The organism is Streptomyces sp. NPDC050842, assembly GCF_044456565.1.
Taxonomy (GTDB): domain Bacteria; phylum Actinomycetota; class Actinomycetes; order Streptomycetales; family Streptomycetaceae; genus Streptomyces.
This window is the reverse complement of sequence record NZ_JBITGA010000001.1, coordinates 212,559-235,676: the sequence shown is the minus strand read 5'-3', so window position 1 is coordinate 235,676 and position 23,118 is coordinate 212,559. Positions and strand designations below refer to the sequence as shown.

22 protein-coding genes and 1 tRNA gene are annotated in these 23,118 nt (G+C 73.6%); 16 read left to right on the top strand and 7 right to left on the bottom strand.

Going from position 1 to position 23,118, the window contains the following annotated elements; genetic code table 11:
• Positions 1-23 precede the first annotated feature (23 nt).
• The 4 genes from ACIBG6_RS01090 (at position 24) to ACIBG6_RS01075 (ending at position 3,167) form a co-directional block, all read left to right on the top strand.
• Positions 24-590, top strand: coding sequence for a DUF5134 domain-containing protein (locus ACIBG6_RS01090; RefSeq protein WP_399220364.1), 567 nt, complete (start codon positions 24-26; stop codon positions 588-590).
• 102 nt (positions 591-692) lie between these two features.
• Entirely contained in the window at positions 693-1,628 is a 936-nt protein-coding gene (locus ACIBG6_RS01085; RefSeq protein WP_399220363.1) for a M56 family metallopeptidase, read from the top strand.
• Between the two features lie 114 nt (positions 1,629-1,742).
• A complete protein-coding gene (locus ACIBG6_RS01080) occupies positions 1,743-2,375 on the top strand; it encodes a phosphatase PAP2 family protein (protein WP_399220362.1) in 633 nt (210 codons plus the stop codon).
• 129 nt (positions 2,376-2,504) lie between these two features.
• Positions 2,505-3,167 (top strand): TetR/AcrR family transcriptional regulator, encoded by a 663-nt coding sequence (locus ACIBG6_RS01075; protein WP_399220360.1) that lies wholly within the window; start codon positions 2,505-2,507, stop codon positions 3,165-3,167.
• Here ACIBG6_RS01075 and ACIBG6_RS01070 read toward each other — a convergent pair.
• Positions 3,146-4,576, bottom strand: a complete 1,431-nt coding sequence (locus tag ACIBG6_RS01070; RefSeq protein ID WP_384140646.1) for an LVIVD repeat-containing protein — start codon at positions 4,574-4,576, stop codon at positions 3,146-3,148. The two genes, ACIBG6_RS01075 and ACIBG6_RS01070, sit on opposite strands and share 22 nt — an antisense overlap.
• A gap of 272 nt (positions 4,577-4,848) precedes the next feature.
• On the opposite strand from ACIBG6_RS01070, the gene ACIBG6_RS01065 reads away from it, so the two are divergent.
• The gene (locus ACIBG6_RS01065; protein ID WP_399220359.1) at positions 4,849-5,499 is read left to right on the top strand and encodes a DUF305 domain-containing protein; all 651 of its coding nucleotides are present in this window, start codon (positions 4,849-4,851) and stop codon (positions 5,497-5,499) included.
• Positions 5,500-5,521: 22 nt separating this feature from the next.
• Here ACIBG6_RS01065 and ACIBG6_RS01060 read toward each other — a convergent pair whose 3' ends face one another.
• Complete coding sequence (locus tag ACIBG6_RS01060; RefSeq protein WP_399220358.1) at positions 5,522-5,881, bottom strand: ArsR/SmtB family transcription factor; 360 nt, start codon at positions 5,879-5,881, stop codon at positions 5,522-5,524.
• 121 nt (positions 5,882-6,002) lie between these two features.
• On the opposite strand from ACIBG6_RS01060, the gene ACIBG6_RS01055 reads away from it, so the two are divergent.
• Together ACIBG6_RS01055 and ACIBG6_RS01050 are read left to right on the top strand one after the other, a co-directional pair.
• Complete coding sequence (locus ACIBG6_RS01055; protein ID WP_399220357.1) at positions 6,003-7,085, top strand: NADH:flavin oxidoreductase/NADH oxidase; 1,083 nt, start codon at positions 6,003-6,005, stop codon at positions 7,083-7,085.
• Positions 7,086-7,230: 145 nt separating this feature from the next.
• Positions 7,231-8,313, top strand: a complete 1,083-nt coding sequence (locus ACIBG6_RS01050) for a WD40/YVTN/BNR-like repeat-containing protein (protein WP_399220356.1) — start codon at positions 7,231-7,233, stop codon at positions 8,311-8,313.
• Positions 8,314-8,382: 69 nt separating this feature from the next.
• On the opposite strand, the gene ACIBG6_RS01045 is transcribed toward ACIBG6_RS01050, so the two are convergent.
• Positions 8,383-9,060 (bottom strand): uracil-DNA glycosylase, encoded by a 678-nt coding sequence (locus ACIBG6_RS01045; protein WP_383381986.1) that lies wholly within the window; start codon positions 9,058-9,060, stop codon positions 8,383-8,385.
• Between the two features lie 140 nt (positions 9,061-9,200).
• Between ACIBG6_RS01045 and ACIBG6_RS01040 the strand changes: the two genes are divergently transcribed.
• Together ACIBG6_RS01040 and ACIBG6_RS01035 are read left to right on the top strand one after the other, a co-directional pair.
• On the top strand, positions 9,201-10,262 hold the full coding sequence (locus ACIBG6_RS01040; protein ID WP_399220355.1) for an N-acetylglucosamine kinase: 1,062 nt from the start codon (positions 9,201-9,203) through the stop codon (positions 10,260-10,262).
• 103 nt (positions 10,263-10,365) lie between these two features.
• Complete coding sequence (locus ACIBG6_RS01035; RefSeq protein WP_399220354.1) at positions 10,366-11,289, top strand: sirohydrochlorin chelatase; 924 nt, start codon at positions 10,366-10,368, stop codon at positions 11,287-11,289.
• 147 nt (positions 11,290-11,436) lie between these two features.
• Here the strand turns inward: ACIBG6_RS01035 and ACIBG6_RS01030 are convergent, their stop codons facing one another.
• Together ACIBG6_RS01030 and ACIBG6_RS01025 are read right to left on the bottom strand one after the other, a co-directional pair.
• Positions 11,437-12,492: a lactonase family protein gene (locus ACIBG6_RS01030; protein ID WP_399220353.1), complete on the bottom strand. Its 1,056-nt coding sequence runs from the start codon at positions 12,490-12,492 to the stop codon at positions 11,437-11,439.
• A 123-nt stretch (positions 12,493-12,615) separates the two neighbouring features.
• Positions 12,616-14,109, bottom strand: coding sequence for an FUSC family protein (locus ACIBG6_RS01025; RefSeq protein WP_399221146.1), 1,494 nt, complete (start codon positions 14,107-14,109; stop codon positions 12,616-12,618).
• Positions 14,110-14,497: 388 nt separating this feature from the next.
• Here ACIBG6_RS01025 and ACIBG6_RS01020 point away from each other — a divergent pair, with 388 nt between their 5' ends.
• Positions 14,498-15,004 (top strand): hypothetical protein, encoded by a 507-nt coding sequence (locus tag ACIBG6_RS01020; protein ID WP_399220352.1) that lies wholly within the window; start codon positions 14,498-14,500, stop codon positions 15,002-15,004.
• A 167-nt stretch (positions 15,005-15,171) separates the two neighbouring features.
• Positions 15,172-15,245: transfer RNA gene (locus tag ACIBG6_RS01015), tRNA-Met, on the top strand.
• Between the two features lie 68 nt (positions 15,246-15,313).
• Here the strand turns inward: ACIBG6_RS01015 and ACIBG6_RS01010 are convergent.
• A complete protein-coding gene (locus tag ACIBG6_RS01010; protein WP_399220351.1) occupies positions 15,314-16,192 on the bottom strand; it encodes a DUF2690 domain-containing protein in 879 nt (292 codons plus the stop codon).
• A 264-nt stretch (positions 16,193-16,456) separates the two neighbouring features.
• On the opposite strand from ACIBG6_RS01010, the gene ACIBG6_RS01005 reads away from it, so the two are divergent.
• The 3 genes from ACIBG6_RS01005 (at position 16,457) to ACIBG6_RS00995 (ending at position 19,785) form a co-directional block, all read left to right on the top strand.
• Positions 16,457-17,503: a peptidoglycan-binding protein gene (locus ACIBG6_RS01005; RefSeq protein WP_399220350.1), complete on the top strand. Its 1,047-nt coding sequence runs from the start codon at positions 16,457-16,459 to the stop codon at positions 17,501-17,503.
• A 57-nt stretch (positions 17,504-17,560) separates the two neighbouring features.
• The gene (locus ACIBG6_RS01000; protein WP_399220349.1) at positions 17,561-18,778 is read left to right on the top strand and encodes a peptidoglycan-binding protein; all 1,218 of its coding nucleotides are present in this window, start codon (positions 17,561-17,563) and stop codon (positions 18,776-18,778) included.
• Positions 18,779-18,840: 62 nt separating this feature from the next.
• On the top strand, positions 18,841-19,785 hold the full coding sequence (locus ACIBG6_RS00995; protein ID WP_399220347.1) for a peptidoglycan-binding protein: 945 nt from the start codon (positions 18,841-18,843) through the stop codon (positions 19,783-19,785).
• 174 nt (positions 19,786-19,959) lie between these two features.
• On the opposite strand, the gene ACIBG6_RS00990 is transcribed toward ACIBG6_RS00995, so the two are convergent.
• Entirely contained in the window at positions 19,960-20,508 is a 549-nt protein-coding gene (locus tag ACIBG6_RS00990) for a hypothetical protein (protein WP_399220346.1), read from the bottom strand.
• Between the two features lie 374 nt (positions 20,509-20,882).
• Here ACIBG6_RS00990 and ACIBG6_RS00985 point away from each other — a divergent pair, with 374 nt between their 5' ends.
• Both ACIBG6_RS00985 and ACIBG6_RS00980 read left to right on the top strand, forming a co-directional pair.
• Positions 20,883-21,842: a serine/threonine dehydratase gene (locus ACIBG6_RS00985; RefSeq protein WP_399220345.1), complete on the top strand. Its 960-nt coding sequence runs from the start codon at positions 20,883-20,885 to the stop codon at positions 21,840-21,842.
• An 89-nt stretch (positions 21,843-21,931) separates the two neighbouring features.
• The gene (locus ACIBG6_RS00980) at positions 21,932-23,014 is read left to right on the top strand and encodes a magnesium and cobalt transport protein CorA (RefSeq protein WP_399221145.1); all 1,083 of its coding nucleotides are present in this window, start codon (positions 21,932-21,934) and stop codon (positions 23,012-23,014) included.
• Positions 23,015-23,118: the final 104 nt, after the last annotated feature.

Below are 23,118 nucleotides of genomic sequence, written 5' to 3'. Positions count from 1 at the left end.
TCTCGGTGAGGGGGGTGTGTGCCGTGCACGGAGGGGCCCTGTCCGGGTGGCTGCTGGTCGCGCTGTGCGCGGCCACGGGCACGTACTGCCTGCTGCGGATGCGCGTGTCCGACGGGGAGGAGCGGCGGGCGGCGGGCGGCGAGGCGCTGATGGGGTTCGGGATGGCCGTCATGGCGCTGCCGGCGACGGTCGTGGCACAGCCGGGCTGGAGCTGGGCGGTGTACGCGGCGGTGTTCGGCGGGGCGGCACTGGTCGGCATGGCCGGTGCGGCCCGGCGCGGCGGGCACCATCTGCATCATCTCGTCGGCTCGCTCGCGATGCTCTACATGGCGGTGGCGATGGCCGCCCCCGTCGCGCAGGGGGCGCACACGGGGCACGCCATGGGGGCGGCGGGCGGCACACCGGTGCTGACGGGCGGGCTGCTCCTCTACTACACCGTGTACGTCCTGCGTGCGGGGGCGCGGCTCGCACCGGCGGCGGTGGCGGCCGCGGGCGGCCCCGGACCGGCCTGGGCGACCCGGCCGGAGCTCACCCTCACGTGCCGCCTCTCGATGGCCCTGGCGATGGTGGCGATGCTGGTGACGCTGTGAGGGCGGGTGATCCGCACTTCCCTCACAACGAAACCGTGTCGTACGTCACTTGACGTCCGGGGCCATACCCCCGACCAGTACCGCGCTCATAGGGTGGCGTTCATGTGGGTCTCCCTCGCACTCCTCCTGCTCGGCTTCCTGACCGCCGTCGCGGCCCCCCGGCTGCTGGCGCGGGCCGACTGGGTGGAGCGAGAACCCGTGGTCGCGCTCTGGGTGTGGCAGTGCGTGGTGGCGGCGGTGCTGCTGAGCTTCGCGCTGTCGATGACACTCAGCGCGTCGGCGGCCTGGCAGGCGGTACGGGGGCAGCTCTTCGCGCCCGCGCCGCGCGCGGTGGTCGACGCGTACGAACTCGGCACGACCGGCCCGTGGTCGGGGGTCCTCGCGGTCGCCCTGGCCTGCGGCGGCGTCTGGTCCGGGGCGATGCTCGGCCGGGAGATCGGCCAGGCGCGCGCCCGGCGCAGACAGCGCCGCTGCGATCTCCTCGTCCGTGCTCCCCTGCTGCCCGGGGAGGAACCCGGCAGCGAGCGGCTCGTCGTCCTGGAGGGCGAGCGGGCGGACGCGTGGTGGATGGCGGGGACCACGCCCCGACTGGTCATCACCACGGCCGCGCTCCGGCGCCTGAAAGGCCGGCAGCTGGACGCGGTCCTGGCCCACGAGCAGGGTCACGCCCGGGCCCGGCACGACTGGCTGCTGCACTGCTCGGCCGCGCTCGCCGGCGGGTTCCCGGGGGTCCCCGTCTTCACGGCCTTCCGCGAGGAGATGCACCGGCTGGTGGAGCTGGCCGCCGACGACGTGGCCTCGCGCCGGTTCGGGCGGCTGACGATCGCGCTCGCCCTCGTCGAACTGAACGAGGACCGGGGGGTGTTCGGCCCCGGCCCGGCACCGGACGCGGATCTGCCGCAGCGGGTGCACCGGCTTCTCACCGCGACCCCGCGGCTCACGGCGGGGCGCCGGCTGCGGCTGACCGCCGTCGCGTCCCTGGTCCCCGTGGTCCCGGTCCTCGTGGCCTTCGTCCCGGCGCTCTCCGCGCTGGGTTAGCGGAGGCGGACCGCGCACGGAGGGTGGCGAGGATCACCGCCTGCGGCGGGGCGGAGCACCGCCCGGGGCGGGGCGGATCACGGCCCCGGGCGGGGCGTCGGGCAGGATCGGCGCATGCGATCCTCCGCCGTGGTCTCCGGAGTCCTGTTCGTCCTCCTGCTGGCGCTCGTCGCCGCAGGGTGGTCCCCCTTGCTCTCCTTCGACCGGTCGGTCGCCGAGGAGTTGCACCGCGACGCCGTCGCCGAGCCCGGCGTCACCGGCATCAACCGCTTCCTCAGCGACTGGGTGTGGGACCCCTGGACGATGCGCGCCCTGGCCGCGGTCACCGTGGTGCTGCTGTGGTGGCGGCGGGAGCGGATGCTGGCCCTGTGGGTGGCCGGCACGAGCTTCGCCGCGGTCGGGCTTCAGCAGGGCCTGAAGTACCTGGTGGGGCGGGACCGGCCCGCGTGGCCCGACCCGGTCGACTCGGCGCGGTACGCGGCCTTCCCGTCCGGGCACGCGATGACCGCGATGGTGACCTGCGGCGTGCTCCTGTGGGTGCTCGCGCTGCACTGGCGGGCGGAGTGGCGCGGCTGGAGCGTCCTCGCGAGCGTCGCGGTCGTGTCGGTGCTCGGGGTCGGCTGGACGCGGATCTACCTGGGCGTCCACTGGACCTCGGACGTGCTCGGCGGCTGGCTGCTCGGCTGGTGCTGCGTGGCCGTGGCCGTCCTGACGTACCGCAGGAGGACAATGGGAGAAACGCGATGAAGCCGCCTGTTCTGGACGATCCCCCGTGTCGCCCAGAACAGACGGCCTCCCCGTCGGCCTGCCACGGGGGCGCGGCGACGGGATGCGCTGAGTATATTGGCCGGCAGCCAGTCAACGCAGGAGCCAAGCATGTCCCCGCGTAGCCCATCGGTCAATGAAGAGCTCAGGCGCCGCTCACGTGAGCGGATTCTGCGGGCGACCGTGGAACTGGTGTCGACGCGCGGCTACGAGGCGACCACGCTCGGCGACATCGCGGAGCGGGCCGGTACGGCGCGCGGACTCATCTCGTACTACTTCCCGGGGAAGCGGCAGCTGCTGCAGGCGGCGGTGCACCGGCTGATGCACCTGACGCTGGAGGAGGCGCTGGAGCGCGAGCCGCGCACGGAGGACGGCCGGGAGCGGATGGCCCGGGCGATCGACGCGGTCCTGGGCCTCGCGGTGGACCGGCCCACCCTGATGCGGACCCACATGGCGGGAATCCTCCAGGCGGAGGGCTTCGTGCAGTGCGAGGAGCAGCAACGGCTCGCGTTCCTGCTGCGGGACACGGTCACCCGGTACGGCTCGCAGGACGTGGACACGGACTACCCGCTGCTGCGCGCGCTGTTGATGGGCGCGGTGGTGGCGGTCCTGCTGCCGGGCGCCCCGATGCCCATGGCGCGGCTGCGGTGGGAGCTCTTCCAGCGGTACGGGCTCGACTGGGAGCAGGGCGCGCCGCCGGACGGGGGTCCGCCCGACGGCGCGCCGGTGGTGCACCTCGATCAGTCCTCGACTCAGTCGTCGAAGTCGAAGTAGTCCGGCTGCGTCTGGACGTTGAGCTCGTCCATCCGGATCCGCTTCGCGGGGTCCGTGCGGCGGTCGGAGAGCTTCAGGACGTCGAAGCCCTTGGCGATGTCGTTCGAGTAGATGTAGCCGTTGTAGTAGTACGCGGACCACGAACCGCCCGTGGAGATCGTGGTGGCGGACAGCGGGCCGCGCTCGAAGTAGCCGATCTCCTTCGGGTGGGCGGAGTCGGTGAAGTCCCAGACGGAGACGCCGCCCTGGTACCAGGCCTGGACCATGAGGTCCTTGCCCTTGACCGGGATGAGCGAGCCGTTGTGGGCGACGCAGTTCTCGGTGTCGGCCTGGTGGCGCGGGATCTTGAAGTAGCTGCGGAAGACGAGCTTGCGCTTGTCGCCCTTGCCGACGATGTCGTAGATGCCGTCGGCGCCCCGGTTCGGGCCCACCACGGCGTTGCAGGTGGCGCCGCCGCCACCGCCGAGCTCGTCGGTGAAGACGACCTTGTTGGCCTTCTGGTTGAAGGTCGCCGAGTGCCAGAAGGCGAAGTTGACGTTGTCCTGGACCTGGTCGATCACCCTCGGGTGCTCGGGGTCCTCGATGTCGAAGAGGATGCCGTCACCCATGCAGGCACCGGCGGCGAGGTCCTTCTCCGGCAGCACGGTGATGTCGTGGCAGCCGGTGGTCTTGGAGACGCCCGGGTTGGTGGGACCGCCCGGGTTGCCGCCGCCGTCCGGGCCCTCGCCCGGGAAGAGGACGGGGAAGCTGACGATCGCGGCCTTCTCGGGCGCCTTGCGGGGCACCTTGATGACCGAGATGCCGTCGTGCGGAGGCTGGCAGTCCGGGAAGGCGGCGTTGGGCGAGTAGGAGGAGACGTACACGTACACGTTCTTGCCCTTGGGCAGGAGCGTGTGGGTGTGCGAGCCACAGGCGGTCTCGACGGCGGCGACGTACTTCGGGTTCCTGATGTCGCTGATGTCGAAGATCTTCATGCCCTCCCAGGATTCCTTCACCGAGGCGGGCTGCGACGTGCTGGTGCACGAGTTGTCGCTTCGGGAGGAGTCGGTGGAGAGGAAGACGAGGTTCCCGGAGACGGAGATGTCGTTCTGGGAGCCGGGGCAGAGGACCTGGGCGACGGTCTTCGGGGCCTTCGGGTTGCTGATGTCGAAGATCCGGAAGCCGTCGTAGTTGCCCGCGAAGGCGTACTTGCCCTGGAAGGCGAGGTCCGAGTTGGTCCCCGGGAGCGCGTCCTTGGGGATGTTGACGAGGTGCTCGATGTTCTTGCTGTGGACGATCTCGTCCACGCCGGGGATCTCACCGCTCTGGATGGCGGAACGCGCTTCGGCCGCCTGCTCCGCGGAGACCGTGCCCTGGGTCAGGGCGTCTCCGGGATCGGGAGTGGCGACCGAGGGTCCGGCCGCCAGCATCGTGGCCAGCAGTCCGGCCGCGGCGGTCGCCACGCCCAGGCGTCTGATCCGTGCACGCGGGCTACGCGGTGTACGCGGTATTCGCAACGCAGTCACTCCGTCCTCGCTGGTATCCGTTCAGCCTTGAACGGATGTTGGACCCCGGCAGTATGGTCCTTGGCGTGCGCATCTCAACAGATGGCAACACAGACGTAATGAAGGATTTTGATCGATCCCCCCGAGAAAAGTGCTAGGAACGGTCACTGTCCCCGCAAGAACATCTGGAGGTCGCGTTGTTGATCCGCCGTCAGCGTGCCGTCGTCGCCGTGGCCCTGTCCGCCGTCGCCGTACTCGCCCTGGGCGCCTGCGAGTCGGGGTCCGGCACGGACGCGCCGCGGGCCGAGGCCTCGGCCGGAGGCTCGGTGGTGGCGCCGGGGAAGCCCGGCGAGCCGGCCAAACGGATATCGCCCGAGGAGGCCGCCCGCCTCCTCCCCGACGAGCGCCCGAACGGCGCCGACTTCCGGTACGCGCAGATGATGATCGTCCACCACCGCCAGGCGCTGACCATGACGGAACTCGCGCCGCAGCGGGCGGGATCCGCGCAGGTCAAGAAGGTGGCCGAGCGGATCTCGGCCGCACAGCTCCCGGAGATCGCCGCGATGGAGGGCTGGCTGAAGAACAACGGCGGGCCACGCGAACAGAGCGGCCACGACCATCACTCGATGCCGGGCATGGCGACCGAGGCCCAGCTCAAGGAGTTGAAGGGCGCGAAGGGCGCGGCCTTCGACGAGCTGTTCCTGAAGCTCATGATCACGCACCACGACGGGGCCGTGACGATGGCGGCCGAGGTGCTGAGCGAGGGCAACAACGTCCTGGTGGAGGAGATGGCCAATGACGTGATCGCCCAGCAGACCTCGGAGATCAACCGCATGCGGTCGCTGTAGGGACCCGCACGCGGTTGACGGGTCACGCCCCTTCGGCGCCGTCCTGACGACCGGCCTGCGCCTCGGCCGCCGTCAGGACGGTGTCCAGGAGGCCGGGGAAGAGGGCGTCCAGGTCGTCCTTGCGCAGGGCGTTGAGCTTGGCCGTGCCCTGGTACGTCTGCTGGATGACACCGCTCTCGCGCAGGACGCGGAAGTGGTGTGTCGTCGTGGACTTGGTGACCGGGAGGTCGAAGTACGAGCAGCTCAAGGCATCGCCCTCGCGCGCGAGATCCCGGACGATGCGCAGCCGCACGGTGTCCGAGAGCGCGTGGAGCACCCCTTCGAGGCCGATCTGCTCCCGCGTGGGGTGCTCGAGCGCACGAGGGCTGGTGGCGATCGTCATGACGGCGGCTCCACTTCATCCGGGTGACCCCATTGTACGAGACCTCTCGTAGTTTGACAGATGCCGTACTACGATGAGTATCGTACGAGCATCCTTCGAGGTCCCCGAAACGGAGTCCGTCATGAGCGCCGCCCTGTTCCAGCCCTTCACCCTGCGTTCGCTGACCGTGCCCAACCGGGTCTGGATGGCGCCCATGTGCCAGTACTCGGCCGAGATGACCGGGCCGAACGCGGGTGTGGCCGGCGACTGGCACTTCGCCCACTACGCCTCCCGGGCCACCGGCGGCGCCGGGCTCATCCTCGTCGAGGCGACCGCCGTCGCCCCCGAGGGCCGGATCAGCCCGGCGGACCTCGGTCTGTGGAACGACACCCAGAAGGAGGGGCTGCGCCGGATCGCGGGCTTCCTCAAGGAGCACGGCACCGTGCCCGGCATCCAGATCGGTCACGCCGGGCGCAAGGCCTCGACCAACCGCCCCTGGCAGGGCCGCGGCCCCGTCGCGCCGGGCGGGCCCGGCTGGCAGCCCGTCGCTCCCAGCCCGGTCGCCTTCGACGAGGGGCACCCGGTGCCGACCGAGCTGACCGTCGAGCGGATCCACGAGATCACCCGGCAGTTCGCGGACGCGGCCCGCCGCGCGCTGGACGCCGGCTTCGAGGTCGTCGAGGTGCACGGCGCCCACGGGTACCTCATCGGCGAGTTCCTCTCCCCGCACAGCAACCACCGCACGGACGAGTACGGCGGCTCCTTCGAGAACCGGACCCGGCTCGCCCTGGAGGTCGTCGACGCGGTGCGGGCCGTGTGGCCCGAGGAGCTGCCCGTCTTCTTCCGGATCTCCGCCACCGACTGGCTGGAGGAGCAGGGCTGGACGGCAGACGAGACCGTACGGTTCGCCGCGCTGCTGCGCGAGCACGGCGTCGACCTCCTCGACGTCTCCAGCGGCGGCAACGGCGGTCCTGCGCGGATCCCCGTGGGTCCGGGCTACCAGGTGCCGTTCGCCGCCCGGGTCAAGGCGGAGACCGGCCTGCCGGTGGCCGCCGTCGGCCTGATCACCGAGAGCGCCCAGGCCGAGAAGATCCTCGCCAACGGCGAGGCCGACGCGATCCTCCTCGGCCGCGAGCTGCTCCGCGACGCCTCCTGGGCCCGCCGCGCGGCCCGCGAACTCGGCGCGGAGATCCAGGCCCCGGCGCCGTACGCCTGGGCGATCTGAGCCGACCTCGGCCGACCTCAGGCGCCCTGCGGCAACCTGGGGCGAGGGTCTCCCGGGGCGGCGCGGGTGTGTCCGGGGGCCGTTGTCAGTGGCCGGGTGCAGACTGGCCCGTATCCGCGACAACGGCGTCCTGGAGGTACCAGTCATGCCTGACGTACTCCTCACCGTAGGCACCCGCAAGGGGCTCTTCATCGGCCACCGGCACGACGGCCGATGGGAGTTCGACGATCCGGCCTTCCCCGCGCAGGCCGTCTACTCGGTCGCGATCGACACCCGGCGGCCGGCCCCACGCCTGCTCGTGGGCGGCGACAGCGCCCACTGGGGACCGTCCGTCTTCCACTCCGACGACCTCGGCAAGAGCTGGACCGAGCCGGCACGGCCCGCGGTGAAGTTCCCCGAGGACACCGGGGCCTCGCTGGAGCGCGTCTGGCAGCTGCACCCGGCGCCCGCGCACTCCCCCGACGTCGTGTACGCGGGGACGGAACCGGCGGCGCTGTTCCGCTCCGCGGACGGCGGGGAGTCCTTCGACCTCGTCCGCCCGCTCTGGGAGCATCCGACCCGCTCGCGCTGGGTGCCCGGCGGTGGCGGCGAGGCCGTGCACACCGTCGTCACCGACCCTCGCGACCCGGACGCGCTGACCGTCGCGGTGTCGACCGCGGGGGTGTTCCGGTCACGTGACGGCGGCGCCGCGTGGGCGCCGTCCAACCACGGGGTGTCCGCGGTCTTCCTGCCCGATCCGGACCCGGAGTTCGGGCAGTGCGTGCACAAGATCGCCCAGGACGCCGGTGACAAGGACCGGCTGTATCTGCAGAACCACTGGGGCGTGTTCCGCAGCGACGACGCGGGCGGCAGCTGGTCCGACATCGGCGCCGGGCTCCCCTCCGACTTCGGCTTCGCGGTCGCCGCCCACCCGCACCGCCCGGACACCGCCTACGTCTTCCCGATCACGGCGGACTCGGACCGCGTCCCGGCGGGCCGCCGCTGCCGGGTCTACCGGACGCGCGACGCAGGGGCGACCTGGGAGCCGCTGACCCGCGGGCTGCCCGAGGGCGACCATTACGGCACGGTGCTGCGGGACGCGCTGTGCACGGACGACGCGGACCCGGCGGGCGTCTACTTCGGCAACCGCAACGGCGAGCTGTACGCGAGCGCCGACGACGGGGAGAGCTGGCGGCTCCTGGCGGAGCACCTTCCGGACGTCCTGTGCGTGCGGGCCGCGGTGATCTGACTTCCGGGGCCCGTTCGCCGCGTACGGATCAGGGATCAGGGTCAGCGATCAGGAATCAGGGATCACGGATCAGGGCAGACGCCAGTCCACGGGCTGGGCGCCCTGGTTCAGGAGGAGTTCGTTGGCGCGGCTGAAGGGGCGGGAGCCGAAGAAGCCGCGGTCCGCGGACATCGGGGACGGGTGCGCCGACTCGATCGCCGGGAGGTTCCCGAGGAGCGGCCGGGCGTTGCGGGCGTCCCTGCCCCACAGGATGGACACCAGGGGCTTGCCGCGGGCGGCCAGGGCGCGGATGGCCTGCTCGGTCACCTCTTCCCAGCCCTTGCCGCGGTGGGCGGCCGGCTTGCGCGGGGCCGTGGTCAGCGCCCTGTTCAGGAGCAGGACGCCCTGACGGGTCCACGGGGTCAGATCGCCGTTCGACGGCCGGGGCAGACCGAGGTCGGTGTTCAGCTCGCGGTAGATGTTCTCCAGGCTGCCCGGCAGCGAGCGGATCTCGGGTGCGACCGCGAAGCTGAGTCCGATCGCCATCCCCGGTGTCGGGTACGGATCCTGACCCACGATCAGGACGCGTACGTCGTCGAAGGGCTGCTGAAAGGCCCGCAGGACGTTCGGCCCGGACGGCAGGTACGTCCGGCCCGCGGCGATCTCCGCGCGCAGGAAGTCGCCCATCTCCGCCACACGGCCCGCGACGGGGCTCAGGGCCTCCGCCCAGCCGGGCTCCACCAGTTCGTTCAAGGGTCGCGCTGTCACGGTCCGTCACTCTACCGGCCTACAGTGACAGCCCGGTCCGGCCCGATCCGCAGGACACCCCCTAGACTCCCGCCACTCGCCCGCCCCTTGTCCCCCTCACGCCAGGACGGTGCACCGTGGATTCCGAGAACGAACGCTCCATGGACGAACCCCCCGTGGACGATCCCTCCGAGGGCCTGGTCGTCGGCGTCGACTCCGGCGGCTCGGGGCTGCGGATCGCGCTGGCCGAGGCGGCGGACGGCACCGTCCTCGACACCCTCACCTCGCGGGAACCGGTCCGGACCGGACCGGGCGGAATCTCGGCCGCCCACTTCCTGGAGCAGGTCGTGCCCGCCGTCCAGACACTGCGGGAGCGCGCCGCGACGGGGACCACCGCCGGCCGGCCGGTCCTCGCCGCGGCCGTGGGCGCCGCCGGGATGGCGACGCTCGGGGACGAGCTGCGGGCGGAACTCCCCGGCGCCTTCGCCGCGGCGTGGGGCGTGCGACGGCTCGCGCTCGCGGCCGACGCCGTCACCGCGTACGCCGGGGCGCTCGGGCAGAAGCCCGGCGCGGTCGTCGCGGGCGGCACGGGCATGATCGCGCTCGGTACGGATCTGGTGGCCTGGCGCCGGGCCGACGGCTGGGGGCACCTCCTGGGCGACTGCGGCAGCGGCGCCTGGATCGGCCGGGCGGGCCTGGAGGCGGCGATGCGCGCCCACGACGGGCGACGCGGCGGTTCGGCGGCGCTCCTGGCGCGGGCCGAGAAGCTGTTCGGGCCGGCGGTGGGCCTGCCGGGCACCCTGTATCCCCGCACCGACCGGCCCGCCGTGCTCGCCTCCTTCGCGCCGGAGGTGGGCGCCTGCGCCACCGCCGGCGACCCGGTCGCGGCGGACATCCTGGTCCGGGCCGCGGGGCACGTCGCGGACGCCGCCGAGGCCGTGTGCCCGGCGGAGCCCGGGGCCCTGGTCGCCCTGACGGGTGGCCTCTTCAAGATGGGCGACCCCCTCCTCGTACCGCTGCGGGCCGCGCTCGCCGAGCGGATCCCGCAGGCCCGCGAGGTGGCGCCCGCGGGTGATCCGTCGGCCGGGGCGGTCGCCCTCGCCTCGGCGCTCGCCACCGGCACGCTGCGGCTGCCGGAGGACGCGTCGCTGCTGCGCCTCTTCGGCGGCGAAACGACGGAGGCGACGGCATCCGCCCAGGTCGGGGGTGGTGCGGAGGCATGATCCGGCCGGGAGCGGACACGGAGACCGGACATAGGGGGACAGACGGCGCGCGATCGCACCTCACCGAACAGCGTGGCCGACGAAACCAGTAGCATGCGGCGCCATGAGCTCCCCCACTGGGCCTGCTTCCGGCCTGCCTGTACGAATGCCTCGACCCCGCCAGTCCGGGCGGCACCGTCGCCCCGAACCCGCGGCGGCGCCCGAGGGCGCTCCCGCGCTGGTTCTCGCCGTTCCCGGTGCGCCGTCGGCCGCCATACGCTCGCTGGCCGAAGAGGTCGTGAGCATCGCCCGCTCGGAGCTGCCCGGCCTGGAGGCCGTGATCGGTTTCCTGGACGGCGACGACATCGAGTACCCCGCGCTCGCGACCGTGCTCACGGGCGCGGACGCGCTCCGCACCCAGCGGTACCAGCTGGCCGTGGCCGCCGGCCGTGAGGTCGCCGCCCCGACCGGTCCCGCCGCGGTCGTGGTCCCGCTGCTCGCGGGCCCGGACAGCGCCCTGATGCGCCAGGTGCGCCAGGCGGTCATGGACAGCGGCAACACCGCCGAGCTGACCGAGGTCCTCGGCCCGCACCCGCTGCTCGCCGAGGCGCTGCACGTGCGCCTGTCCGAGGCGGGGCTCGCCCGTGCCGACCGCGCCCGGCTGTTCACGGTGGCGACGGCCGCCGACGGCATCATCCTGGCCACGGTCGGCGGCGAGGAGGCCGTGCAGGCCGCCGGGATCACCGGCATGCTGCTCGCCGCGCGCCTCGCGGTGCCGGTGATGGCCGCCGCGCTCGACCAGGAGGGCTCGATCGCCTCCATCGCCGAGCAGCTGCGCGGCTCGGGTTCGGTCCAGCTGGCCCTCGCGCCGTACCTGATCGGCCCGGAGCTGGCCGAGGGTCTGCTCGACGAGGCCTCGAAGGAGGCCGGGTGCGCCGCCGCCGAGCCGCTGGGGGCCTACCCGGCGATCGGCAAGCTGGTGCTCTCGCAGTACAGCTCGGCGCTGGGGATCCCGCCGCAGCAGCCGCAGGGCCCGCCGTCGCTCTGAGGCGCAGCACACAGGGAAAGGGCCCGCGCCGGAAGCATCCGGTACGGGCCTTTTTCACGTACGGCGTGGCCGCGGCCTCATGTACGACCTGGCCGTCGCTCGCGTACGACCTGGCCGCAGCGTCGCGCACGGTGCCTCGCGTACGGCTCAGCCGAAGACGACGCAGGAGGCCGCCGGGGCCTCGATGGCGCCCGCTCGGACCGGTACGCCGGTCTCCGGGTCGACGTCGAACCAGGTGACGTCACCGGAGCGCTCGTTGGCCGCGTACAGCCGCCGCCCGGAGGGGTCGAGCGTCAGGTCACGGGGCCAGGCGCCGCCGCAGGGCACGGTGGCGACCAGAGCGGCCTTCGCGCCGTCCGGGTCGAGAGCGAGGACGGCGAGGGTGTCGTCGCCGCGGACGGCGGCCCACAGGAAGCGGCCGTCGGGCGCCGCGACGACCTCGGACGGGTAGCTGGGGCCCGTGGTGCCTTCCGGGACGACGGGGGTCTCGCCGAGCGGTTCGAGGACGCCCGCCTCGGCGTCCCAGCGGCAGACGGTGAGGGTGGGCTCCAGCTCGTTCAGGACGTAGGCGTGGGTGCCCGCCGGGTGGAAGGCGAGGTGGCGCGGGCCGGTGCCGGGGCGCAGCGCGGTCTCGCGGTGGAGGGTGAGCACGCCGGTCGCGGGGTCGAGGGCGCAGATCCGTACGGAGTCGGTGCCGAGGTCCACGCTGACGACCCAGCGGCCGGAGGGGTCGGGAAGCACCTGGTGGGCGTGGGGGCCGCTCTGGCGGCCGGGGACCGTGCCGCGGCCCTCGTGCCGCAGGACGTCCGTGGCGGGGCGGGGGGTGCCGTCCGCGGCCAGCGGCAGGACGGTGACGCTGCCGGAGGTGTAGTTGGCCGTGAGGAGGTGGCCGGCGGCGTGGGCGAGGTGGGTGGGGGCCGCGCCGTCGACGGACACGGGTTCGCCGAGCGGCCGGGGTACGGGGCCGGTGACGTCGAAGGCGGCGACGGCGCCGGGCTCGGTCTCGGAGACCGCGTGGAGCACGGGGCCGGCGAGGGCGAGGAAGGAGGGGTCGGCGACGGCGTCGCTGGCGCCGGTGACGGTCAGCGCGCCCGTCGCCGCGTCGACGTCGGCAGCGAGGACGCCGAGACCGCCCGCCGAGGTGAACGACCCGATGTACGCCCGCGGCGCGCTCCGGCCCTGTACCGCCTCTGTGTCGCCCATGGCGCCTCCCCTGTCGCGGGGCCGGTCACGGACGACCGGCCGTCGTCCGGCCGACGGTAGCAGGCGGTCTAGACCAACTTCCGCTGGTCCCGGCGCGGACGTCCGGCTGGGTGCGCAACGGTGTCAGGAACGGGCCGTCCAGGCGCTCGGCTGGGTCCGCAACGGAGCGTCCAGCTCCGTAAGGACGCGCGCGAGCCCGCGCGCGTGCACGAGAGCGGGCACACCCACGTGAGCCTCCCCCTCGGTCCGGAGGTGCGGATCCGTCGCCACCACGGCCCCGCCGCGGGAGGTGAGGGCCTCCACGGCGGCCTCGACCCGCCAGCAGGCCGCGGCCAGGCGAGCGTCGTGGCTGGCATCCGGGTCGGCGGCCACGTCGACCAGACCTCGGACCTCCCCTGCGGCTTCATCGAGCAGCGCGAGGACCCGGCGCGCTCGCTGCTTCCTGGCCAGGAACGGGTTCAGGGGATGCACCAGGGGAGCAAGGGACAGCCGCACACGACCGAGCAGGGACTCCAGCTCGGCGGCGTGCGGCGTGGGGTCCGCGGCCTCTTCGCCGGCGAGGCGACGGACCGACGCGGATGTGGCCGACCGCACGCACAGCAGCGCTCGCTGGATCCACGCGTCGTTCGTCGTGTGGGTCCGCACCGGAAGGACCAGAGTCACGGCGAGGCCGGCGCACACCGCCCCGACACCCGTCTCCGCCACGCGCAGGAGGAGCAGCGAGCCGTCCAGAACCCCCAGCAGCCCGTACAGGAGGCTCGCCATGACGGTGACGGCCAGGATCATCCAGCTGTACGAGACCGCGGCGGTGTAGAAGATCCCGAAGACGCACCCGGCGACCAGGACGGCTGTGGCTGCGGGCGCACCGCCCAGCGGGATGGCCACGAGGAATCCGCCGGCGATGCCGGTGACGGTGCCGAGGACGCGGCGGAAGCCGCGGACGAGCGTCTCACCGCGCGAGGCGGTGTTGACGAAGATCCACCAGACGGTGCCGACGGCCCAGTACCAGCGCTCCTCGGAGAGGAACTGGCCCATGACGAGGGCCACGCCGGAGGCCACGGCGACCTGGACCGCCTGCCGCGTGGTCGCGCGGGCGAGCCCCCTGCCGGGAAGTGCCGCAGGCACGGCCGGCGGCGGGACGCGCCGCTCGATGGGCCAGATCAGGAAGCGGACGACTGCCGCCGCGCCCAGGGCGACGCCGGTCGCCGCGTACAGCTCGGGGAGCTGGGCGGGGAGCGCGTGCAGGAACTGCGTCACGAAGAACTGCATGAAGGCGAAGATGCCGAGCGCGTGCCCGCGGGGTCCCCAGCGGCGGGCGTAGACGCCGGCGAAGACCACGAGCAGCCAGGCCGCGTCCCGGAGGAGCGGCGCGTCGTGGAGAAGGGTCGCGAGCGCGAGGACGGGGAAGCCGACGGCCGGCAGCAGGGCGGTGGTGACGGCCTGACGCCGCACGGTGGGGTCACCCACGGTGAAGAGCGCGAGGAGCGCGGCGAGACCGGCCGTGATGGAGGCGGTGAGCGAGAAGCCGAGGAGTTCGGCCAGGGCGACCGCGAGCGTGATGCCGAGAACGGCACGGAGCGAGATCCTGAGCCGGACGAGCCCCGGATCCGGGGCCATGAGGTACTTCTGCACGGCGGCCAATCCCGCCCCCCTTGTTCCTGATCCTCGCCGCACGCGAGGCTCCCCGGGGGTGGTGGGGGCTCGGACACGACGAAGGCACCGCGGGCCGGTCCGGCCTCGTCGCCGGACGGCGCTGCGCGGCGCCGAAGGTATGTGATGCCTACAAGAATAGACCCCAAGGGGTACATCGGCTCAACAGGTGAACGAACGGGTGGGCCAATGGACCAGTCTCACGAACGATCAAGTGGCCAGAGGTGGCCATTGGCCCAGAGGGTCCACGAGCAGCCCGCCGAGCCCCTGAGGAGCACCCGGCGGCGCGCACGGGTGACTATCTTGGGCGGCGGCCCTCTCCTCCCTTCACCCCGGCCCTCACGTGGGAGCTCTCTTGCCGTTGCGGACTGGCATCACCCGCCCGATAACCCTGCTCCTGTCGACCGTGCTCGCTGCCGGAACGCTCACCGGCTGCACGTTGATGGAGCTCGCCAGGGACTGCGAGGGGACCGACGACCGGGTGAAGGAGCTGGCCGGGCTCGACATCCTCGACTCCCGGCCCGCGGGGGCCACCGTCGCCCGGGGTTTCGAGGAGGTCGACGCCTACTGCTGGGCGGACAGCGGCGATGTCGCGGTGCACGCCGGCCGGACGTACGCCTTCCCCGGCACCCAGGCCGAAGTAGCCGCCCACTACCGCGCGGCGGCGGTACGGGGCGGATGGAACCGGGACCCCGAGGCCTTGCCCGACGACCTGAGCTTCGTCAAAGAGGACATGGTCCTGCAGGTCGTCTTCCTCACTGCCGAGCGCCTCGCGGAGGACGGTCACGGAAGCCGCCCCGATCTCACCGCCGGGGCCGGCTACTCGATCGACATCGACTCGTACGTGAACAGCGGCGTCTAGGCGAGAGGCCGGGACGTGCGGTGAGCCGAGATCACGTGGACGAGGACGAGGGACGTCTTCGATCCAGATCCGGACTTCCCCGACCGACCATCCGCACCGGGCGCCCGACAGCCCAGAGAGGGGTGGTCATGAGGGTGCCGTGAGTGCCGTAGTGTTGTACCTACCGACGCGGGGTGGAGCAGCTCGGTAGCTCGCTGGGCTCATAACCCAGAGGTCGCAGGTTCAAATCCTGTCCCCGCTACTGAAGTGACCTGAGGCCCGGATCCTATGGATCCGGGCCTCAGGCGTGCATCCCCGACGGCCGACGGATCAGCCGCGCGCTTCGGAGGGGATCGTCGCGCAGACCGTCCGTGTCGCCAGGACCGCGCAGGCCGTCACGTCCTCGGGGCGGGCGGCCGGCAGCATCGTCGTGTGCGCGTCCCGCCCGCTGATCTGCGTGTACTCGCGCTTGCGGCCCGCACGGTCGCCGATCCGGGCGACGTCCCCCTGCGTGGTGTTGCTGATCTTGGCCCAGGCCGCCCGGCATTGCGCGCTGTAGCGGAGCTCGATGCCGATCACGGGGTCGGTGTCGGCGAACGCGGTGACCGCGTCCGTACTGCACACCGTGTGATTGGGCTCCAGGCCGAAGCACCTCTCGCCCTCGCAGACAGCGAGCTCGACCGCCGGTGCGGTGGCACGCGGGCCCTTGGCCGTGTCCGGCGCCTCATCCCGCTCGCCCTCCCAGGGGGCGATCACCCACAGCGCGCCGGCGACGACCACGGCGAGGACGGCCGCCACGGCGCCGTACAGGAGACCGCGGGACGAACGGGCGGGCGGGGCCTCGCGGGTCGAGTCGTGCGCGGGTGCCGGTCCCCGCTCGGGGCCCGGTTCCTGCGGGGGCGTCGCCCGGAGCCGCTGCTGTGCCGTGCGCTCCCGTGTGGCCCGCTCCCACAGGTCGAGGGCCACCGCCAGCTCCTCCTGCGGGCGCCCGAAGATCGCGTGGAGCTCCCGGACCACGTCCTCACGGGCGATCTGCGGCTTCGACGGGTCCAGGTAGCGCGACAGGGACGCCTGGGTCAGGTCGACGCCGCGCAGTTTGAGCTGTGCGACGAGCGCGTCCTGCTTTCGTACGGTCGCGTCGCTCTGCCACCACTGCCGCAACAGCGCGGATAACTCGGCGCCTTCATTCACCTGATCGGGTTGCCCCATGGGCTCCTCCCTCTGTTGTCCTATGCATGCACGCGCGCGAAACAGCTGGTCAGGGCCGTGTATTGACCGTGCATCAGCGATGTATGGGACGACCCCCAGCGCAGGGTAGAGGGTCGCCACCCCAGCGGTGCAAGCTTCGAGCAGCGGTCGCCGACAGAGCCACCGCACATCCCTCCCTCCACCGCCCCCACGGGCTGCCTCGCCGTGCCACGGCGTGCCTTTCCGTGCCCCGCTGCGGAGGGAGACGACACCGAGGAGCATCCCGTGACACTGCCCGGCACCTACTCCCGCACCGCGCCCAGCACCTTCCTCCGCACCCTCTCCCGCGCCGCCGTGACCGCCGCTCTCACCGGTGCGATGCTCGCCCCCGCGGCGGCCGTCGCCTCCTTCACGGACACGGCGCCCGCCGCCCGGACCGCCACCGTCACCGCCACCTCGCCGGCGCTCCGGCAGGGGGCACGGGGCGTGGACGTCGCCACCGCCCAGGACCTGCTGGCCGCTGCCGGCCGGCCGGTGACCGCGGACGGCGTGTTCGGGTCGGCGACGACCCGTGCCGTGAAGGACTTCCAGAAGTCCCGCCGGCTGGCCGCGGACGGCGTCGTCGGCTCGCGTACCTGGACCGCTCTCGCCGTCACCCTGCGGCCCGGCAGCAAGGGCCGGGCGGTCCGGGCGCTCCAGCGGCAGCTCGGACAGGAAGGCCACCGGATCGTCGTGGACGGCGTGTTCGGCGCCGGTACGGGCTCGGCGGTCCGGGCGGTCCAGCGGGCCCGCGGCCTGTCCGCCGACGGCGTGGCAGGGCCCCGCACCTGGGCGGCGCTCCTCGCCGGGCCCCGCACCCCTGCGCCCGGCCGGCCCTCCGGCGACGTCTCCGCGCTGCGGAAGCGGATCGTGAACACGGCCCGGGGCCAGATCGGCGTCTCCGAGCCGTCCGGCTGCCGCGCGTACCTCAAGGACTGCGCGCGTACGGCCTGGTGCGCCGCGTTCGTCTCGTGGACCTGGCGCAAGGCCGGGGTCCCGTCGGCGGCCGTACCGAAGACCCTCGTGGCGCGGGAGGTCGGCCTGTGGGGCCGGCGCAACGGCCTCTTCCACGCCACCCACCCGAAGCCGGGCGACATCGTCGTCTGGGGCAAGCCCGCCGCGCAGACCGGCGGTCACGTCGGGATCGTCGTCGCCGTCCACGCCGACGGACGCATCGACACCGTCGACGGCAACTACCGGAACAAGGTCACCTTCCGCAAGAACATCGACCCCCGCACGGCGAAGACCCGCTCGCACCGCATCTCCGGCTACGTCAGCCCGCGCGGCGCCTGACGCGGCCGCCTGCGCCGAACTCGCCCGGCTCGCCGATCTCACCGAATAGGAGTTCTCATGCGCACGTCCCGACTCACCGCGACCGGTCTCGCCCTCGCGGGCGTCCTGACCGCCGCCGTGCACGTCGTCCCGGCCGCGGCCGCCGAACCGTCCTCGTACCGGGTCACCGGAGTGGACACCAGCCACTACAACCACGCCACCCCTGACGCCGGGGAGACCGCCCGCATCGACTGGCGGAAGGTCGCCGCCTCGGAGTCGTTCGCCTTCCTCAAGGCCACGCAGCACACCACCGGCGAGGACGCCTGGTTCGCCGCCGACTGGAAGGCCGTCTCGGCCACGTCCCTGGCGCGCGCCCCGTACCACTTCTTCGACCCGCGCGGCCCGCGCGACGGACTGGCCCAGGCCGAGCACTTCGTCCGCACCGTCCGGGCGGCCGGATACACCGGTACGCGGCCGGGGGAACTGCCGCCGGTCCTGGACGTGGAGAAGGTGCGGCGCGGCGGCAGGGAGGTGTGCCCGCCGGCGCTGCGCGCCGACCAGATCGGTGCGTTCCTGCGTCGCGTACGGGCCGAGTTCCGGGTGACGCCGATCGTCTACACCCGGGCCTCCTTCGTGAAGGAGTGCATGCACGGCGACGGTCGCGTCTTCGCGGGCCATCCGCTCTGGCTGGCCCGTTACGGCAGCGGCGCCAAGGAGCCTCAGCCGGTGCCGGGGGCCGCGCCCGGGTGGACGTTCTGGCAGCACACGGAGAGCGGGCGGGTGCCCGGCATCCCGACGGCTGTCGACCGTGACGTGTACGCCGGCACCCGGGCCCGGCTCATGGCCATGGCCCACCTGCCGGCCGGCTCCCCCGCCCCGACACCGGCTCCACACCCGTCCGTCGACTGGCCGACGGTCCGCGCCGGCCGGCACGGCCCGGACGTGCGCACCGCCCAGTCGCTGCTAGGGATCCGCGCCGACGGCCGCTTCGGCCCGGCGACGACCCATGCGGTACGGGGCTTCCAGGGCCGGCACCGGCTCCGCGCCGACGGCGTCGTGGGCCCGCGCACCTGGGCGGCGCTCGTCCGGACCGTACGCACCGGCGACAGCGGCGGTGCCGTACGCGCCGTGCAGCACCAACTGGCCGCCTGCGGACACCGGGTGACGGCGGACGGCCGCTACGGCCCGGAGACCGCCCGGGCGGTACGGGACTTCCAGCGCGGGCACCGGCTGACCCCCGACGGCGTGGCGAGCCCCTCGACCTGGCGGGCGCTGCTCGCGACGTCCCGCGGATGACCCGCCCCGCCGCGCACCACCCCGACCCCGCCCCACTGACGACCATCCAAGGAGCACCCGCCATGACCGGAACGCGCCCCTTCTCCGCCCGCTGGACCCGCCTCGCGGTCGCCGTCGCGACGGCCGCGACCGTCGTGCTCGGGGCCGCCGCCGAGACCACGGCCGCGACGAGGACCACGACCGCGGCTCCCACGGCCGCCTCCTCCGCCTACTACACGCCGGCCCAGGCCAAGGCCAAGCTGCGCGCGGCCGGCATCACCTGGCGGTCCAGCGGCCGGTGCGAGGACAAGAACAGGAACGGCTGCACCAGCTTCCAGGGCATCCGCAGGACGACCGTCGACGGAGTCGTCGCCCTGCGGCGCGCCAGCCGCTGCGCGATCGTCATCACCGGCGCCGCGGAGATCCCGCCGCACAAGACCGCGGGCACGTACACCCACGGCAAGGGCTACAAGGTCGACGTCGCCCTCAACCCCTGCGTCAACCGCTACATCCCGCAGCACGCCCGCAAGATCGGCTCCGCCACGTGGGCGGCGGGCAGCGTCGAGTACCTCCGGGAAAGCAACCACTGGGACATCAAGTACAAGGGCAGCGGCTCCGGCTCGACCACGCCGGCCGACCGCGCCTGGCCCACGCTCCGCACCGGCTCGCGCGGACACGCCGTGACCACCGCCCAGCAGCTGCTGCGGATCGGCGCCGACGGACGGTACGGACCGGCCACCGCCCAGGCGGTGAAGGTCTTCCAGCGCAAGCACCGCCTCGCCGCCGACGGGGTCCTCGGCCCCGCCACCTGGCAGCGCCTCGCCCCCACGCTCCGCGCCGGCGCGCACGGCGACTCCGTCAAGGCCCTCCAGGCCCAGCTGCGCCGCCACGGAGCCCGTATCGCCACGGACGGCCGCTACGGCAACGCGACGACCACCGCCGTACGCGCCTTCCAGCGCGGCCGGCACCTGACCGCCGACGGCATCACCGGCCCCGCCACCTGGCGGCGCCTCCTCACCACCCGCTGACGCCCACCACCCCAGGGACCCCGGCCGCCCAGGCGGCCGGGGTTCCCGTGGCCATCAGGCCGGGACGGGTCAGACCGCCGCCTTCGACGGCGACACCGCCCACACCTACCGGGGCGCCGGTACGGAGTCCTGCCTCCCAGGTCTGACCCCGACCGCCGTCTTTCGAGGCCAGGGTCAGCGTCCGTACATGCCGCGGCACAGGTCCGCGGCGCCCATCGGGGCGCCGATCTCCTGGGCCTGTCGGCAGAGCCGGCGCATCTCGGGGGCCTGAGCGGTCACCGGCTGCTGCGGACGTGGACGCGGGGCAGGCTGTTCGGCGGAATAGCGGGGCTTCGGGCTCGGGCCGGTCCTCCGGGCGGGCCTCTCGGCCGGCTTCGGCGTCCGCCGCTCCGTCGTCGCACCCGGCGTCTTCGTCGGTGCCGCACGGCGTACGGGCCTTGCGGGAGGCGCCGGGGCCGTGCGGTCCGTGGTCGGCGCACGCTCCGCGGGGACGGCCTTCGCGGGCGGGCGGCCGGGGCGCGGCTCGGTGGCGGCGAGGTTCTCCCGGGGCGGGGCCTGGGTGGGTTCCGGCCATGCCGGGAGCGCGGAGGGCCGACGTTCGGCAGCGGGGGCGAGCTCGGCGGGCCGGGCCGGTGCGCTCGGGGTCGGGGCCTCGGGGACGGCCACGCATCCGCTGGTGAGGAGCGCGGCGAGGAGAGCGACCATCGCTCGGCGGGTGTTCATGGGGCTCACGCTGCCCGAGCCTGGCCGGGGCCCGCCTGCCGCACGGACCGGATCCACCGTGACGAGTGACGAGGGGCGACCGGCGTGACGCTACAGGCTGGAGGCGAGTGGCGCGGGTGTGACAGCGGACCGCGTCCGGGCGTCGGGACGGCCCCGGCCCCGCTCTCGCCCGGGCGGCGAGAGCCCGGCCAGCCGCCCTGACCGGAGCCCGGCCCGCCCCGGCCGGAGCCCGGGCGGGTGCGCCGGCCGGAACCTGGGCCGATGCGCCGGCCGAGCCTGGGCGGATGCGCTGGGTGGTGGGGCGTCGCGGTAGGTTCGGGGGACGTGCAGCGGGGTCGCCGAGCGCCCCGGCCGATCACCCCCGGGAGCCCCAGGTGCACACCCTCGTCTACGGCGACATCACGACCGCCGCCGACCGCGTCGCCGGCCATGTCAGGCCCGTCGCCCTCGCCGGGCCGACGGAGCCCGGCGGGGTGCATCTCGCGCTGGAGCTGATGCAGCACACCGGCTCGTTCAAGGCGCGCGGCGCGCAGAACTTCCTGCTCGCGCACCGCGAGGCCGGCACCCTCCCCGACGCCGGTGTCACGATCGCCTCCGGCGGGAACGCCGGTCTCGCCTGCGCCTGGGCCGCCGCCCGGCAGGGCGTCCCCGCCACCGTCTTCCTGCCGACCACCGCGCCCCGGGTGAAGGTGGCACGCCTCCGCCGGTACGGCGCGGACGTCCGCCTGGTCGGTACGGAGTACGCCGAGGCCCTCGCCGCCTGCGAGGAGTTCGCCCGGACGACCGGGGCGCTCGCCTCGCACGCGTACGACCATCCGCTGATCGCCGCCGGAGCGGGCACCCTGCTCGACGAGATCCGCCGCCAGGTCCCCGGTCTCGACACCGTCGTCGTCGCGGTCGGCGGCGGCGGTCTCTTCGCCGGGGTCGCGACCGCGGCCGGGCACCACGGCATCCGTACCGTCGCCGTCGAACCGGAGAACTGCCGCGCCCTCGACGCGGCCGTCCAGGCCGGGCGGCCGGTCGACGTCACCGTCGACTCCGTCGCCGCCGACTCCCTCGGCGCCCGGCGCGCCTCCGCCACCGCCGTGCGCGCGGCCCAGCAGGACGGCGTCCGCTCCGTCCTCGTCCCCGACGCCGCGATCGTCCGCGCCCGGCAGGCCCTGTGGGACGACCGTCGGCTCGCCGTCGAGCACGCCGCCGCCACCGCCCTGGCCGCCGTGATCCACCCCGATGCGGACGCCCTCGACGCCGGCTACCGCCCGGCGCCCGGCGAGACGGTCTGCGTGATCCTCTGCGGCGCCAACACCGACCCCACGGACCTCGTGGCCCTCTAGAGGGGCCCTCCGCTCGGTGGGCACTCGCGGATGCGTCGCCGCCGGTGGCAGACTGGCGCGTCGATCCGCCGAAGGAGCACGTCGTGTCCATGATCCAGCGTCTGCGCAGAGCCGTCCGTCTGACGTACCGGCGTGCCGTGGACCTGAGCCACCCGGCCCGCTCCCCGCTCGGCAGCGCGGTCGTCAACTGCGTGGTCTACATCGACGGCGTACGGCGCAGCGGGCGCGGGTCGGCCGAGGAGGCCCTGCGACAGGTCCGCAAGGCCGGCGACGGGTTCGTCTGGATCGGTCTGCACGAGCCGGACGAGAAGGAGTTCACGGGGCTCGCCGAGCTCTTCGGGCTGCACCCGCTGGCCGTGGAGGACGCGGTCAACGCCCATCAGCGGCCCAAGGTGGAGGAGTACGACGGCGTGCTCTTCGCCGTCTTCAAGACCGTCCGCTACGTCGAGCACGAGGAACTCACCGCCACCAGCGAGGTCGTGGACTCGGGCGAGCTGATGGCCTTCGTCGGGCCCGACTTCGTCATCACGATCCGGCACGGCGGCCACGGCTCCCTCGGCCCGCTGCGCGAGGCCCTGGAGGACCTGCCCGAGCAGCTGGCGAAGGGGCCCTCCGCCGTGCTGCACGCGATGGCGGACCACGTGGTGGACGACTACCTCGCCGTCGCGGACGCCGTGCAGGACGACCTCGACGCGATCGAGAGCGCGGTCTTCTCCGAGCAGGCGGACCGGCGGGACGCCGGGCGGATCTACCAGCTCAAGCGCGAACTCCTCGAACTCAAGCGGGCCGTGACGCCGCTGGCCCGGCCGCTCCAGCACCTCGCCACCCACCCGATGCCGCTGATCGACCCTGACATCAGGGCGTACTTCCGCGACGTGACCGACCATCTCGCCCGGGTCGCGGAGCAGGTCACGTCGTTCGACGCGCTCCTCGACTCGATCCTCCAGGCCCATCTCGCGCAGGTGACGGTCGCCCAGAACGAGGACATGCGCAAGATCACCGCCTGGGCCGCGATCGTCGCCGTCCCCACCATGGTGTGCGGCGTCTACGGCATGAACTTCGACCACATGCCCGAGCTCCGCTGGACCTACGGCTATCCGCTGGTCCTCGGCGTCATCGCCACGGCCTGCGTCGTCATCCACCGGGGCTTCCGCCGCAACGGCTGGCTCTGACCGCCGACTCGCCCTGGGGCGGAAGTCATCCGGGCGAGGTGGGCCCGTCGGGGCATCGGCGCAGGCCACGGCCTGGGTAAAGTCGAGATCCCGACGTCCGGACC

Excerpts from the sequence above, each read along its gene's own strand:
- ACIBG6_RS01075 (WP_399220360.1), top strand. The coding sequence starts at position 2,505 with ATGTCCCCGCGTAGCCCATCGGTCAATGAAGAGCTCAGGCGCCGCTCA.
- ACIBG6_RS00980 (WP_399221145.1), top strand. The coding sequence starts at position 21,932 with ATGATCCAGCGTCTGCGCAGAGCCGTCCGTCTGACGTACCGGCGTGCC.
- ACIBG6_RS01010 (WP_399220351.1), bottom strand. The coding sequence starts at position 16,192 with ATGGGGCAACCCGATCAGGTGAATGAAGGCGCCGAGTTATCCGCGCTG.
- ACIBG6_RS00990 (WP_399220346.1), bottom strand. The coding sequence starts at position 20,508 with ATGAACACCCGCCGAGCGATGGTCGCTCTCCTCGCCGCGCTCCTCACC.
- ACIBG6_RS01035 (WP_399220354.1), top strand. The coding sequence starts at position 10,366 with ATGAGCTCCCCCACTGGGCCTGCTTCCGGCCTGCCTGTACGAATGCCT.
- ACIBG6_RS01030 (WP_399220353.1), bottom strand. The coding sequence starts at position 12,492 with ATGGGCGACACAGAGGCGGTACAGGGCCGGAGCGCGCCGCGGGCGTAC.
- ACIBG6_RS01000 (WP_399220349.1), top strand. The coding sequence starts at position 17,561 with ATGCGCACGTCCCGACTCACCGCGACCGGTCTCGCCCTCGCGGGCGTC.
- ACIBG6_RS01070 (WP_384140646.1), bottom strand. The coding sequence starts at position 4,576 with ATGCTGGCGGCCGGACCCTCGGTCGCCACTCCCGATCCCGGAGACGCC.
- ACIBG6_RS01040 (WP_399220355.1), top strand. The coding sequence starts at position 9,201 with ATGGACGAACCCCCCGTGGACGATCCCTCCGAGGGCCTGGTCGTCGGC.
- ACIBG6_RS01080 (WP_399220362.1), top strand. The coding sequence starts at position 1,743 with ATGCGATCCTCCGCCGTGGTCTCCGGAGTCCTGTTCGTCCTCCTGCTG.
- ACIBG6_RS01055 (WP_399220357.1), top strand. The coding sequence starts at position 6,003 with ATGAGCGCCGCCCTGTTCCAGCCCTTCACCCTGCGTTCGCTGACCGTG.
- ACIBG6_RS01050 (WP_399220356.1), top strand. The coding sequence starts at position 7,231 with ATGCCTGACGTACTCCTCACCGTAGGCACCCGCAAGGGGCTCTTCATC.
- ACIBG6_RS01025 (WP_399221146.1), bottom strand. The coding sequence starts at position 14,109 with ATGGCCCCGGATCCGGGGCTCGTCCGGCTCAGGATCTCGCTCCGTGCC.
- ACIBG6_RS00995 (WP_399220347.1), top strand. The coding sequence starts at position 18,841 with ATGACCGGAACGCGCCCCTTCTCCGCCCGCTGGACCCGCCTCGCGGTC.
- ACIBG6_RS01060 (WP_399220358.1), bottom strand. The coding sequence starts at position 5,881 with ATGACGATCGCCACCAGCCCTCGTGCGCTCGAGCACCCCACGCGGGAG.
- ACIBG6_RS01085 (WP_399220363.1), top strand. The coding sequence starts at position 693 with ATGTGGGTCTCCCTCGCACTCCTCCTGCTCGGCTTCCTGACCGCCGTC.